Source organism: Paenibacillus sp. TY11 (assembly GCF_059772165.1).
Genome location: NZ_JCBAIQ010000005.1, coordinates 52,779 through 65,834 on the forward strand (window position 1 = coordinate 52,779; position 13,056 = coordinate 65,834).

Sequence of the window (13,056 nt, forward strand, 5' to 3'; positions counted from 1 at the left end):
GATCAGGATGAGTATCGTTGCCGGTCTGTTCGTATGTGCTTTTGTGTATGTTATTCGCGCCTCTCTCGTCCATCCCGGAGAAGAGGATTGGCGGAGTTATTAGTTGTATTATAGAATGACGAAGCTGTGTACAACGAAGCAAACCCTCTTCATATGTTAAAATGATAAAATGACGCTTATTTTTAGCGTCATTTTTTGTTTTTTGTTATAATACGGGTGTATATTTATTACCATAGCACAGAAAGTTGGAGGAAAAAGTGAATCCTAGCCTGAGCATTTATGACAACCTTGGGGGTGCGGAAGGTGTTCGTACTATTATTGAGGCCTTCTACCCGAGAGTTTATAAAGATCCGTTGTTAAGTCCCCTGTTTCCTAAAGACATGGAACCGGTAAAGGAAAAGCAGTATATGTTCCTGAGCCAGTTTTTTGGGGGACCGTCCCTTTTTTCTGATGCATATGGTCATCCGATGTTACGCGCCAGACATATGAAGTTTCCCGTAACGGAGGAGCGAGCAGAGGCATGGTTGTCTTGTATGGCAGGTGCGTTAACGGATACGGGCATTGAGGAGCCGCTTCGTTCAATCATACTTAATCGTTTGTCCGGTCCTGCGCATCATTTTGTAAATACCCCGTAAGCTTTCGGGGATTGCCGAATTTTGGAGAGGGTTGTAAAAACATTGGAACTTGAACCGTTATATCAGATCAAAATCGCTTGCCCGCATTGCGAACAAGAATTTCAGACATCCCGTGTCAGACCAAGCCTAAAAAAGGCCATTCGTACGGATTCAGATTTTTGCGCTTATTACAAGAACGAAAATCCGGATTTTTACGTCGTACGGGTCTGTCCTCATTGTGGATTTACCTCGACAGAGCACTCTACCGTTCAGTTAAGCGATCAGCAAACCAAGCTATTTAAGGATAAAATTGGTAATCGCTGGCAGTCTCGCGAATATGGCGGGCATCGTAGCTGGGAAGAGGCGTTAGAAACGTATAAGCTTGGTTTACTCTGTGCGCAGGTCATCGGAGAAAAGGAACGCGTGTTAGCCAGTCTATTGCAGCATATCGCATGGATGTACAGATATCAGGGAAATGAAGAGCAGGAGCTTCGCTTTCTCAAATTTAGTCTGGATTCTTACGTTCGGGTCTATGAGCTGGAGGGCGTCGGGGCGAATAATGCCAAACTGCTCTATCTGATTGGTGAACTGCATCGACGTACAGGCAACTTTAACGAAGCGGTACGCTGGTTTTCGCGTGTCATTAATGACAAAAAAATTATGGATGCAGCGATGATTCGGGCTTCCCGCGAACAGTGGGCTTTACTGCGAGAACAAATGCTGGCTAAAAATTTCCAGCTGCCGGAGGAAATGCAAGACGCAAGCTCCTCTTGAAAAAATAAAGGTGTGCACTATGGCCGATTTAGGCTCATGGTTCACACCTTGTTTGTAAAACGGGTTACCTTATCTTACAACTGCCTCATGAATTAATGATGGCGCAACGTGGTATCTGAGAGCAAATAATCGTCGTCACAATCCACCAAAGTAACTTTGTTATGGCAGCATGGGAACACAAGTAGCTTTTTCATGCCTTCATGAATAAGCTTAAGCTCTTTTGGCTTCAGGGGCAGCAAAACATTATCATGGTCGCAAAACGGACAAGACTGTACATAAACGTCTCCCATGACGATGTCATAAGGCCAGGTTTTGTGAAAAGGAATCATGATTTGTCCGATTCTCCGCTGTTCGGGTCAGCGGTTTCTTCTTTAGCCAGTTCGGCCAGCTTTTGCATCAAAATGTGCTGGGGTGTATGCATAAGGTGTTCCAGCGGAATGCCGAGCTTTTCGGATAATTTCACAGCCGTTTCCGGCGAAATTTGTAAGGGTCTCATCCTGTTTTCCTCCTATTGTAGTGATTTTTCGATCACGATGTAGCTTTATTGTATATGAAACCACATGAATTCGCCAAAAAAGAAAGGTGGAACTATTATGAAAACACCATTAAAGCAAACATGGGATCTGGAATCTATTTTTAGCGGAGGCTCTTCCTCCGCCTCATTTCATGCATTTTTGGAAGAAATGGAGAGCAAGGTACAACAGCTGCAATCTCAGCTTAAAGCGGCCAAAGTACCACAAACGGTATTGGATACCGAGCGTCTGGATAGTGTGCTGAATAGCATACAGGAGCTGTTTAATGGAGCGTCGCAGGCGGGGTCCTTTGTCTCTTGTCTAACTGCTCAAAACCAGCACGACAAGCTGGCTGTTCAACTGGGGGCACGTGTTAATACGCTGTATGCCCAAGGGAAAAGTGCTTTGGTATCTTTCCAGAACTTGCTGGCACAAACCAGTGAAGACATTTGGCAGAAGTGGATGGAGCGCGAAGCCATCAAGCCGATTTCTTTTGTCCTGACTGAATACCGGAACGAAGCACGTGAAAAAATGGCCCCTGAATTGGAGAGCCTTGCATTGGATCTGGCAGTGGATGGCTATCACGGCTGGGGTGACTTTTATGATACCATTGTCAAAAATATGACGATTCCTGTGCCAGAAAATGGTGAGATCGTAAACCTGTCTGTAGGTCAGGCAGCTAATAAGCTGGATGAAGCAGATCGCAGCGTGCGTAAAGACGTGTTTGCACGTTGGGAAGAGGCATGGACTCAAGTAGAGGACTATTGTGCGGATACTCTGAATCATCTGGCAGGCTTCCGTCTTAAGCTATATGAAAACCGAGGCTGGACAGACGTGCTTAGGGAACCGCTGGAAATCAGTCGGATGTCAGCCCAAACGTTGGATACGATGTGGCAGGTTATTAATGAAACGAAGCCTATTGTAGTCAAATACTTGGAGCGGAAAGCAAAGCTGCTGGGCTTAGAGAAGCTGTCCTGGCATGACGTTGAAGCTCCGCTGGGAACGTCGATGACTAAAATCTCATACGACGATGCAGCTGTAACGATTGTTGAGCAATTCGGTAAATTTAGTTCGAGAATGGCTGACTTTGCTCAAATGGCTTTTGAGAAAAGCTGGATCGAAGCAGAAGATCGTCCAGGCAAACGTCCGGGTGGGTTTTGTACATCCCTGCGTCTGAGCAAAGAGACCCGTATTTTTATGACCTATGCCGGATCCCCATCCAATGTTTCGACACTGGCCCATGAGCTCGGACACGGTTATCATCAGCATGTGATGAATGAATTGCATCCGTTGAATCAAAATTATGCCATGAACGTGGCTGAGACGGCGTCGACGCTGGCAGAACTTATTGTGTCGGATGCTTTGCTGGAAGCTGCCGAGGGTCAGGAGAAGGTAGCTTTGCTGGAGGATAAAATCCAGCGTGGTGTAGCCTTCTTTATGAACATTCATGCCCGTTTCCTGTTTGAAACCCGTTTTTACGAGCTGCGGAAAAAAGGAGTCGTAGGAGCACAGCAATTAAGCGAGTTGATGGAACAAGCACAGCGTGAAGCGTTTAGTGGTGTTCTGGATGAGGTTCATCCTCATTTTTGGGCATCCAAGCTGCATTTCTATATTACGAACACTCCTTTCTACAACTTCCCGTACACATTCGGGTATATGTTCAGTGCAGGAATTTACGCTTTTGCGAAGGAAAATCCTGACGGCTTTGCTGACCAATATGATGCTTTGCTGCGTGATACAGGTCGCATGACAGTGGAAGAATTGGCTTCCAAGCACTTGGGTACCGATTTAACACAGGCTGACTTCTGGCGTAATGCTGCGCAAGTCACCGTTCAGGATATTGAGCAATTTTTGCAAATGACAAAATAACGAATTTACACTTTAGAAAGGGCTCCCACAAGGGAGGCCTTTTTTGTAATAATCGCAGAAGATGATGAATAAAGTCGCAAAATGTCGAAGTGCAATTGACATTACCTGTTAGCGAAATTTAAAATGATGGATATACTTAGAAAATAGTTATAAATACCCAATTATGTTGTTTTTGATTGTAAGGTTAAAAATCTTCGCATATAATTGAGTCGTAAGACCTATTAATTATTTTTATAGAAGGTATATAGGAGGGTTTTTGCAATGGATGAATTAGGTCAATTGTCGTTAGTTAGGCAGATGGATATCGTTTTTAAAGAACTGGATAATGAGCTGGCGGGTTTGTCGTCAGGCATCGTGTTTGTGCAAATACGTAACAATGTGGTTGGGAAATTTGGGATTCGGCATAATCCGATTGCAGGTAAAGGTGGTACATTTGCAGCAGTAGAACCAGGGTTATCTGCCAAGCATCGGGAGGATTTTCGGCGTATGGCCCTGGAAACGCTAAATCACAAGCGTAGCTGGACTCATGGTGAGATTGCTTTCGATTTTGCCATCAGACAAGGAACGATCTTGGTAGATGCAACACTGGAGTCCAACTACAACATGGCGAATCTCATGATCCGCTATAAAAAGCCTACATACCGAGCGGCTAATTCGGAATAATCATCAATATGAGGATTTTGCAAAAATCCATAAGCGACTTCCAATGAACAAGATATAGATCGAAATGGTTTAGTTCGTCTATATCTTGCACTTCGGAGCGACTGGAATCGAATTTTGCAAAATGCTGATTTATAAAAAGAGTAAAGAAAAGGCGGTCTTCCTAAGGAAGACCGCCTTTGTTATATGCCCGTTATAACACATTTTGGTAAATTACGATGAACGGAATGCTCATGTGGAATAATGACGCTTATTGACCTGAACGACCTGATAATTGCTGTTCGGCCAGCTGTACCAAGCGTTTAGTGATATAGCCTCCCAGAGAACCAGCTTCACGGGATGGCATGTCACCGTAGTAACCATCTGCCGGAATGGTGATGCCCAGCTCTTGTGCAGCTTCAAATTTCAATTGTTGCAGTGCGTTGTTGGCTTGAGGAACAATTAGATTGTTACTGCGGCGACTTCTGCCTTGATTTGCTTCATTCATGTGTAGTCACCTCCTTCGGCTGTGATGAGGTTAGTATGCGACAGAGTTATGAAAATATGCGCCGAAGGAAGAAAAGTGACTATAGGGAAATTACGGATATATGATATGAATCTGAGTTTTGAGGTCGATGGATTGCTGAGGTTCCAGACGGATCAGCCCGCCTTTTCCGACAGGATCAGGTAAATTGGGAGCATCAGACAGCCAGGTATAAGGCTCAATGCAAAGATACTGATCGCATTCACCTTTGGTATATAACACCCAATACTTAAAGTATTGCTCATCTGCTGTGTAGCGGATTTGATAACCGTCATCACGAGTCAAAAGAGCTTCAGCAGGGCCTTCCGTTGCCCGCAGCAGCGTATCCAGATTTGTTCCTTTCAGAGAAAGACCTGAAGAGAGCTGTTCCAAATCATCCAACGAAGTAATGATACCTGTAGGTAGCTGTTCAGCATCCTGCTCATATACTCCGTTCACAGGCAGCTTCAGGCGCCAGCGCTCAGGCTCTCCGTCCACCATAAACCAAGTGTGATATCCCAAGCCGAATGGTGCTGCTTTATCACCCAGATTCGTTACGCGCAGCGTTTGGCTTAATACAGCACCCTGCAAGCGATAAGTCATCTCCAGACGCAAAGGAATGGGGAATTGTTCCATCCAGTGCGGATCACTTTCTGTCAGAAGCTCGGTAGTTACACTGCAACCTTCTTCATCCTCTTCAATATCACTGCAACGCCAGGATTGATTGCGGTGCAGACCGTGTATATGATTGTCGTTGGCTGTATTTCGGTCGAACTGATATGGAACACCGTCAAACTCAAACTGTCCTTTGCGAATTCGGCCTGGAGGGATCAAAATGGGCAAGCCAAAATGATAAGGCTTTTGTAAATAGAAAGCCAATTCTTCCTCACCAGGCCGACGTACGATATCCCGGTCCAGCTTCAGATCACGCACTGAGATAATATTATTCCCGAGGCGAGGGATCATCGTAACTTCTAGTTCACTACTATGTAAAACATACGTGTCGTAACCGTTCCAGTGTTCTTTGGTCACTTGTTTCATATCCATGCTCCTTTGTCCACTATAATCGGTTGAAGCTTCGTGTCATTATGATAACAGATTTTTGGTCGTAGGGCACAATCGTCATTTGACAATAACATTATGCGGAATTATCATTAATGTAGTTTAGAAAGTAATGACATGGATAACGCGATGATGAGGACAAGTAAGCTTTTGCATAAGCTCTTCAGAAAGCCGGTGGTGGATGGGAACCGGTGAGCCTGCACTGCTGAATGGACCTTGGAGTGCCGCACAGAACAGGATTCTACTTTCCTCAGTATGACGGCCGATTGCTCCCCGTTAACGGAGCTTTAAGATTGCATGCGGCCACGGGGCATAGCTCCGACAAGTAATAAGCTGACGGCAATGAATAAGGGTGGTACCACGGTCTCGCGTCCCTTGAGGATGCGGGGCCTTTTTGCGTTCTAATTATGAAATAAACGGAGGAGGAAGAATATGAAAACTGTACTTTCAGGTATTCAGCCTAGCGGACAACTTACTTTGGGCAATTACATCGGCGCAATGAAAAACTTTGTCAAATTGCAAGAGGATCATCAATGTTACTTTATGGTTGTAGACCTTCATGCGATTACCGTACCGCAGGAACCGGCTCAATTACGTGAGCAGTCGGAGGCGGTAGCGGCATTATTTATCGCAGCAGGTATTAACCCGGAGAAATCCAATGTCTTTTTACAATCCCATGTTCCTCAGCATGCTGAGCTGGGATGGTTGATGACAACACTGACGAATATGGGCGAGCTGGAACGTATGACTCAGTTTAAGGACAAAGCGGCTGGCAAGGACTCCGTAGGAGCGGGACTGTTCGTATATCCGTCGCTGATGGCAGCTGACATTTTGCTCTACAACGCGGATCTTGTCCCGGTAGGTGACGATCAGAAACAGCATCTGGAGCTGACACGCGATTTGGCGGGCCGCTTTAATCACCGTTATGGAGATTATTTTACTGTTCCTGAACCGTATATCCCTGAAGTAGGGGCGAGAATTATGTCCCTGGATGATGCATCCAAAAAAATGAGCAAGAGCAATCCGAATGCAGGCAGCTATATTGCTCTGCTGGACGAACCGAAAGTCATACGCAAGAAAATCAGCCGCGCTACTACCGATTCTGGCAGTGAGGTTAGATATGATCCGGCCAATAAACCGGAAATTAGTAATCTGATGGGCATTTACAGCCAGTGTTCCGGTTTGTCGCTCCAAGAAGTGCAGGATCGCTATGAAGGTCAAATGTACGGAACATTTAAGAAAGAATTGGCAGAGACGGTTGTAGCTATGCTTGAACCGATTCAGCAGCGCTATCGCGACATCCGGGAATCCGGTGAGATTGGACGTATTTTGGCCCAATCCGCAGAGCGTGCGCAAGAAGCTGCTGAAGTCACGCTGTCTGCGGTCAAAGAGCGCATGGGCTTTCTGCCACGTTTACGCTAAAGCATATTGCAGGCAATATAGAATTGGCTTAGGAGCGGCGTTGTCGGGCCTTGATCACAAAGCCCCAGCCGATGTTGCCGACAGATAGAAGCCCCAGTAAAATGGCAAGCCATGCGGAATAACTGATGGATATAGCGGCTGCCGTCAGCAGGACAATGGATGAAACGGCGAACCATAGGGATAGACCTTTGCTCATTGGTAAAAACCTCCAGCGCTCGAATGTTGAATTTCAGGAATAAGTAGGTGTAAGCGAGCCATAATAATCTTGCAAGCTTGCAATGAACCTCACTCACAAAGAACTGAAAGGAGATTCAAATATGAGCAGACGTCGTTCAAACAACCTGCAAGTACCGCAGGCCAACGCCGCTTTAGAACAATTAAAATATGAGGCAGCACAAGAACTTGGCATCACAATCCCTCAGGACGGTTACTTCGGTAATGTCGTTTCCCGCGAAACAGGTTCTCTTGGGGGATACATCACGAAAAAGCTGGTCCAACAAGCAGAGCAATCCTTGTCGGGCAACAGCCGCTTGCAGTAATACACATAAACACTCCATCCTGGAAGCTGTATTATGAGCAACTGTGATGAAGAAAATCCGGAGCGATCATGCTCCGGATTTTTTTGCGCATGGCTTATGACCATTGTGAATCACGCAAGTCCGCTTCGTCAAGAGGGCGCTTTCATGAGATGCGATTTTTTCTGCGAGTGGCCAAAAAAACAGCAAGCTCCAGATTAAGGGAGACTTGCTGTCTGTTGTTCATGCGGCTTGTTGTTAGCTTGTATGCAGGTTCTAATTCGTATGCAGGGAAAGGCGTTTTTGCATCTTTTCGTCACTGAGCCATCCAATATAACTGTTGATCAGTCCGAACTGCTTATCCATCGCGACCACAGCCACGAATGGATATTGTCTTCGGTGTCGATACCTGACGTCTCCCCATCGCACAATGTAACCCCATTCCAGTTCCTCCACCTCGGCAACGGCAAAGGAGGAAAAATAGCGAAATGCCTGCACATCGCGATAGGATTTGGATGCTTCTACGGCTGGATGTTCGGATGGAATTGCATGTTTCGTCCAAAATAAATGTTTGCCATTTAATCCGCCAATGTCATAACTTCCATTCTGATGAGCTTTTACCACATGCCACCGGTTCCATGATACGGTGGGAATGATGTAATAGTTATCGCCTTCCTGGCGCCCATTGTCCATATCACGTACCGCTTTTTTGGTCATGAAATGACTCCAGGTTCGCCAAATGTAATACAGGCCAATAATGACGTACAGCGTAATAAATAAGGGGGCGGGCGCAACCAATCCGGTGATCCACAGCATAATCGCTGCAACATGGGTGCCAAAAATAAAGGGATCGAAAATATGGATGATATTCCAAGATATCCACTTGTTCGTAAACGGTCGGAATGCCTGTGTTCCGTACGTATTAAATAAATCTGTGAATACATGCAGGCAGACGGCAATCGTTACCCATAGTGCTACATGACCCGGGGGCACATCCCTGAAGATAAGGCAAATCAGTCCTGTTATGGACAAGATCCATATCAACCAGAAGGGAATTGAATGCGACAGTCCACGGTGATTGCGAATGTAGGCTGCATTATTTTTCAACCGAAGCAAGGTGTCAAAATCCGGAGCTTGTGACCCTACGACTGTAGCGAGCAGTACGACTGCGGCCAACTTTGGATCTCCGGCGACAACAGGATCAGTGTAGGCTAGCCCGGCCAATCCGATTCCCATGACAAAGTGTGTGGCTGTATCCATATCTGTCGCTCCTTTTGTATTGTTTCCTGTACTTATTACTACCCAAATTTACTGTAAACGATCAGCAGGGTCGATTTGCCATCGGAATTGTGAACGTTTTGTGCGTTTTCTGTCAAACTTTTTAAGGTTTGTATATGATAAAATTTATATCGGAGTTCAACTTACTCCCGAATTCATACATCTCTAAGGGGGAGTTACTCACAATGGATAATATTGGTTATAAGACTTCTTCGGATGCGGCTACTTATTCTGTAAAATCTAAACCGCCCGGCAAGGCGGGCACTTGGAAAGATTTTATTACAGTCACAAAGCCGGGCATCCTTCGTACCAATCTGGTTGCAGCCTTTGGTGGTTTTTGGTTAGCATCGCAATGGGACGTTGACTATATAAAGCTAATTCTTACACTTTTAGGTACAATGCTGGTTATGGCGTCTTCTTGTGTCTTTAACAACTATTTTGATCGTGAACTGGATTTAAAGATGGAGCGTACACGTAATCGCTCACTGCCAACAGGGCGTCTGACCCCTACAACGGTGTTGTCATACGCTATTATTTTGGGCGTCGTCGGGTTGGCTGTTCTATTCTCTTTCTCTGGTGTGAAGGCAGGATTACTGGGACTACTTGGTATGTTCGTCTACGTCGGCATTTACACACTTTGGTTGAAACGTTCGTCTACATGGAGTACATCTATCGGCGGTATTTCTGGTGCAATGCCTCCTGTGATTGGTTATGTGGCCGCTTCGGGTCGTATTGACATGGGCGCTTGGCTCTTATTCGCTCTACTGTTCTTATGGCAGCCGCCTCACTTCTGGGCACTTGCAATTCGCAGAGTCGAGGAATATCGCGCAGCAGGTTTTCCGTTGTTGCCGGTCGTGAAGGGCATCCATCGGACCAAAATCCAGATGATTCCTTATATTGTGTTGCTGATTCCGGTACCCATCCTTATGTATGCTTATGGATATGCCGGTATGATTTTTATGATCGTGTCCGTGTTACTGTCCGTGCTGTGGGCGTTCTATGCCTTTAAAGGTTTTACGATTAAGGAAGAAGAAACGGATTCCTGGGCCAAAAAAGTATTTTTCTTTTCCATTAACCATCTGACACTCAGCTTCTTGCTGATGATCGTCGATACGGTTCATAAGTTCTAATATCATTCTTAGAGGCATTTGTTATGGTGCACCATAGAGCTGTCCAACAGGCATGAAAGCGGCCTAAGGACAGCTTTTTTTGTTATTTTCGAGACTAAAGAACAGGTGGCGGGTATATAATGTATTCTTCCAACCCTGCTTTTTCCAATTGAGCGATCACATATTCGTCAGGAGTGCCTTCTACGCCAGCATAGCCTTTGCGTGTATACATATGAAATGCATCCGGAAAAGAGTCTGCAAGAACGCCCCTTATTTTTTTTCCTGAGCTGTCATTGTCCATAAATAAAAATATTTCGTCGTGCTTGGCCCGTTTGCGGAGGGATTCCAGTTTTATAGAGTTTAGTGTGCCGAAGGTGCATAAAATGTTAACCTCCGGGTCAAGCAATCGGCGAAGTTTACTGCGGTCATTTTTCCCTTCGACGATCACGGTTATCGTCATCTTGCTCACCCCCTGCTTGATGCCTGTGCGCGAAATTCCCCGGGAAATGAAAGAATATGTGTATAGTGTAGCTCCAAATGGGGTTCTCATGCAAAAAACAACAAAACAGCCTGCCAGAAGTGGCAGGCATGGGTACAAGGGGCAACATGTTAGGGCAATTCAGACATTAAATCCAGCAAGTACGGAGAATGATGACGAGCAAAATATAAAGAACAAGAATGGTGCCAGTTGAAGTTCCAATAGGGCAAGGATGACAGTGGCTCACAGGCTGCACCTCCCTTTGTTAGTGAATGTTCAGTCAAAATAGTCTATGTGGATAGGGGGATAGTGTACTGTGCATTTGCCCTCTGAAATGGCATTTTGGGCTTTAAAGGTAGCATATTAGCAACCTCCTCAGTTTAGCTAGGAATGATAAGGCCCTGAGGCAGACAGTGGTGGTGTCGGAGATATGCGCTTAACGGGAATGAATAGCAGACCAGTCATCAGAATCAGAAATGCGATAAAAAAAGGAGAAATGTGATCGGGTAGCTGACCTGCCAGTACAGGTCCGGCAAAGGAGCCGATAGATGTTGCAATAGACTGTAGAGCAAAGGTTTTGCCCAATCGCGCACCTCCAATTCGTATAAAGAGGGAGGCCAGTGCTGGAAAAATGATGCCTTTGGCTGTTCCCAGAATAAAAAGTATGATGCCAATCGTCGCTTCAGGCGTGGTGGCGAGTGCGTAGAAGCTTAGTGACATCAGAATAATGCCACAAAGTAGTCGCACCATCGGTGAATATTTGTTCAGAAAAAGCAGACTAAGTGTACAGAGTGCTCCCAAACTGATGATGGAAAAGAGCAATCCGGTGGACATCATGGACGCAGAACCGTTATTCCGTAATGGGATTTCATAAAATAAAATGCCTTGTGCACACGCCAAAACAAAAGGCAGGATCAGGTAGCGCCAATTGAATGGTAAACGCGTCTGTGCCCCGAATAGTGGAGCAGGTGTTGCATGACCATCAGATAATTGGGCCTGCGGAGCGGGTACTGTTTTGGGCAAGGTGAAATAAGCCATTAGTCCCGTGACTACGAGAATGATGCCAAGGGAACTAAACGTCTCACTAAAGCCGAAACTGGCTACGATAAATGCGCCTGCGGCTGGAGACAGGACGGAGGCCAACGTGTGAACGACACCGTGTCCCGACATATATTTGCCCTGCGTAACTGGATGATCGGACAGCTGCGCCAACATGGCCAGACAGGCCGGAGATAAAAAGGCCAACACAAAACCGCTAATCGCACGAAGAAAAAGTAATTCCCACGGTGTGTGAATGTACGATTGAATGATAAGGATGATGCCTGCGGCTGTTAGGCTGAACATAATATATCGGCGGCTGCCGTGTTTGTCGACCTTGGGGCCGGCCATCAAATTACCAGGCAGGTGAGTCAGTGAGTAAATCCCCATCATCCAGCCGATAAAGGTAGGTGCTGCACCCAGAGAGATAGCGAATGGTGTCAAAATAGGGTATTGTGCATGCAGATCGAAAAAGGCAATGAACAAAAAGAGATACAGCCAGAGGGCTGTTTTCAAGTGGATAACCCCCTTCCCTAATGTAAACTTTCATGTTGCCCTGCGTATCGGCCCTTCCTAAGTTGTACGCTGGAGTGGACGAACATAGACCACTTTGTATGGACAAGAATTGAATGACAAGGTGTGTAAAAGAGCTAAGCTGACAGGGCATCACGTAATCATGTATAATTACAGAGACAATTTTGCAATTTGAATCATGTAGTTAAAACGGGAGTGTAGCGAAATGGATAAGGGCGTCTGGACAGAGTTTTTGGAACATAATTGGCAGATCATTCAGGATAACTGGCTGTATATATTGATTGGGCTTGTCCTATTGTTAGTCATATTGAAGGTTGTAAGAACTCTCATAAAATGGCTGATTGTCATTGTCGTGATTGCAGGCTTGCTAATCTACAGCGGTATTTCCTTTGAACAGGTCGGCAAGGTTGTTACTCAGGCAAAGGATGATGCGATTAACAAGGTTCAGAGTGAGGCCTTGAACATGATGATCAAGGAGGGACGGGATGCCAAATACACATCCAACGCGGATGGTACGTTTTCGGTAACGAGTTCCAATCTGGAAGTGAAAGGTCCGTTTGATGGTGACAAGGTCAAGGTATGGTTTCAGGGGATGTCGCTGGGCGAGTGGAGTATGGGCGATACCGTCAAGAAATATATTGAAGGTGCGAAAGGCTCGACTGTAACACAGTCGCCACAGTCGCCGTAGA

The 13,056-nt window shown here is 45.8% G+C and carries 16 protein-coding genes; 8 read left to right on the forward strand and 8 right to left on the reverse strand.

All coding sequences use genetic code 11. The features are described from left to right. Positions 1-257 precede the first annotated feature (257 nt). A complete protein-coding gene (locus AC6EJC_RS06555; protein WP_444953260.1) occupies positions 258-635 on the forward strand; it encodes a globin domain-containing protein in 378 nt (125 codons plus the stop codon). A gap of 42 nt (positions 636-677) precedes the next feature. Further along, positions 678-1,388: a DUF2225 domain-containing protein gene (locus tag AC6EJC_RS06560; RefSeq protein WP_190299625.1), complete on the forward strand. Its 711-nt coding sequence runs from the start codon at positions 678-680 to the stop codon at positions 1,386-1,388. Positions 1,389-1,480: 92 nt separating this feature from the next. Here the strand turns inward: AC6EJC_RS06560 and AC6EJC_RS06565 are convergent, their stop codons facing one another. Beyond that, positions 1,481-1,717, reverse strand: coding sequence for a hypothetical protein (locus AC6EJC_RS06565; RefSeq protein ID WP_023990206.1), 237 nt, complete (start codon positions 1,715-1,717; stop codon positions 1,481-1,483). After that, entirely contained in the window at positions 1,714-1,884 is a 171-nt protein-coding gene (locus AC6EJC_RS06570) for a YycC family protein (RefSeq protein ID WP_444953261.1), read from the reverse strand. Before AC6EJC_RS06570 ends, AC6EJC_RS06565 begins: the two co-directional genes overlap by 4 nt. 97 nt (positions 1,885-1,981) lie before the next feature. On the opposite strand from AC6EJC_RS06570, the gene AC6EJC_RS06575 reads away from it, so the two are divergent. After that, entirely contained in the window at positions 1,982-3,769 is a 1,788-nt protein-coding gene (locus AC6EJC_RS06575; protein WP_444953262.1) for a M3 family oligoendopeptidase, read from the forward strand. A gap of 261 nt (positions 3,770-4,030) precedes the next feature. Next, positions 4,031-4,432, forward strand: a complete 402-nt coding sequence (locus tag AC6EJC_RS06580) for an O-methyltransferase (protein WP_444953263.1) — start codon at positions 4,031-4,033, stop codon at positions 4,430-4,432. Positions 4,433-4,679: 247 nt separating this feature from the next. Here the strand turns inward: AC6EJC_RS06580 and AC6EJC_RS06585 are convergent, their stop codons facing one another. Continuing rightward, a complete protein-coding gene (locus AC6EJC_RS06585; RefSeq protein WP_444953264.1) occupies positions 4,680-4,916 on the reverse strand; it encodes an alpha/beta-type small acid-soluble spore protein in 237 nt (78 codons plus the stop codon). Positions 4,917-5,006: 90 nt separating this feature from the next. Further along, positions 5,007-5,972, reverse strand: a complete 966-nt coding sequence (locus AC6EJC_RS06590; RefSeq protein ID WP_444953265.1) for an aldose 1-epimerase — start codon at positions 5,970-5,972, stop codon at positions 5,007-5,009. A 453-nt stretch (positions 5,973-6,425) separates the two neighbouring features. Between AC6EJC_RS06590 and trpS the strand changes: the two genes are divergently transcribed. Next, positions 6,426-7,415 (forward strand): tryptophan--tRNA ligase, encoded by a 990-nt coding sequence (gene trpS, locus AC6EJC_RS06595; protein WP_444953266.1) that lies wholly within the window; start codon positions 6,426-6,428, stop codon positions 7,413-7,415. A 28-nt stretch (positions 7,416-7,443) separates the two neighbouring features. On the opposite strand, the gene AC6EJC_RS06600 is transcribed toward trpS, so the two are convergent. Continuing rightward, positions 7,444-7,611 (reverse strand): hypothetical protein, encoded by a 168-nt coding sequence (locus tag AC6EJC_RS06600; protein WP_016324694.1) that lies wholly within the window; start codon positions 7,609-7,611, stop codon positions 7,444-7,446. Between the two features lie 121 nt (positions 7,612-7,732). Here AC6EJC_RS06600 and AC6EJC_RS06605 point away from each other — a divergent pair, with 121 nt between their 5' ends. Continuing rightward, positions 7,733-7,954, forward strand: a complete 222-nt coding sequence (locus tag AC6EJC_RS06605) for an alpha/beta-type small acid-soluble spore protein (RefSeq protein WP_226001721.1) — start codon at positions 7,733-7,735, stop codon at positions 7,952-7,954. 252 nt (positions 7,955-8,206) lie between these two features. On the opposite strand, the gene AC6EJC_RS06610 is transcribed toward AC6EJC_RS06605, so the two are convergent. Then, positions 8,207-9,190, reverse strand: a complete 984-nt coding sequence (locus AC6EJC_RS06610) for a metal-dependent hydrolase (RefSeq protein ID WP_444953267.1) — start codon at positions 9,188-9,190, stop codon at positions 8,207-8,209. Positions 9,191-9,393: 203 nt separating this feature from the next. On the opposite strand from AC6EJC_RS06610, the gene cyoE reads away from it, so the two are divergent. Further along, complete coding sequence (gene cyoE / locus AC6EJC_RS06615; RefSeq protein WP_444953268.1) at positions 9,394-10,338, forward strand: heme o synthase; 945 nt, start codon at positions 9,394-9,396, stop codon at positions 10,336-10,338. 94 nt (positions 10,339-10,432) lie between these two features. Here the strand turns inward: cyoE and AC6EJC_RS06620 are convergent, their stop codons facing one another. Together AC6EJC_RS06620 and AC6EJC_RS06625 are read right to left on the reverse strand one after the other, a co-directional pair. After that, positions 10,433-10,777: a toprim domain-containing protein gene (locus AC6EJC_RS06620; RefSeq protein ID WP_444953269.1), complete on the reverse strand. Its 345-nt coding sequence runs from the start codon at positions 10,775-10,777 to the stop codon at positions 10,433-10,435. 402 nt (positions 10,778-11,179) lie between these two features. Then, the gene (locus tag AC6EJC_RS06625) at positions 11,180-12,349 is read right to left on the reverse strand and encodes an MFS transporter (RefSeq protein WP_444953270.1); all 1,170 of its coding nucleotides are present in this window, start codon (positions 12,347-12,349) and stop codon (positions 11,180-11,182) included. Positions 12,350-12,572: 223 nt separating this feature from the next. On the opposite strand from AC6EJC_RS06625, the gene AC6EJC_RS06630 reads away from it, so the two are divergent. Beyond that, the gene (locus AC6EJC_RS06630; protein ID WP_444953271.1) at positions 12,573-13,055 is read left to right on the forward strand and encodes a hypothetical protein; all 483 of its coding nucleotides are present in this window, start codon (positions 12,573-12,575) and stop codon (positions 13,053-13,055) included. The last annotated feature ends 1 nt before the right edge of the window (position 13,056 follow it).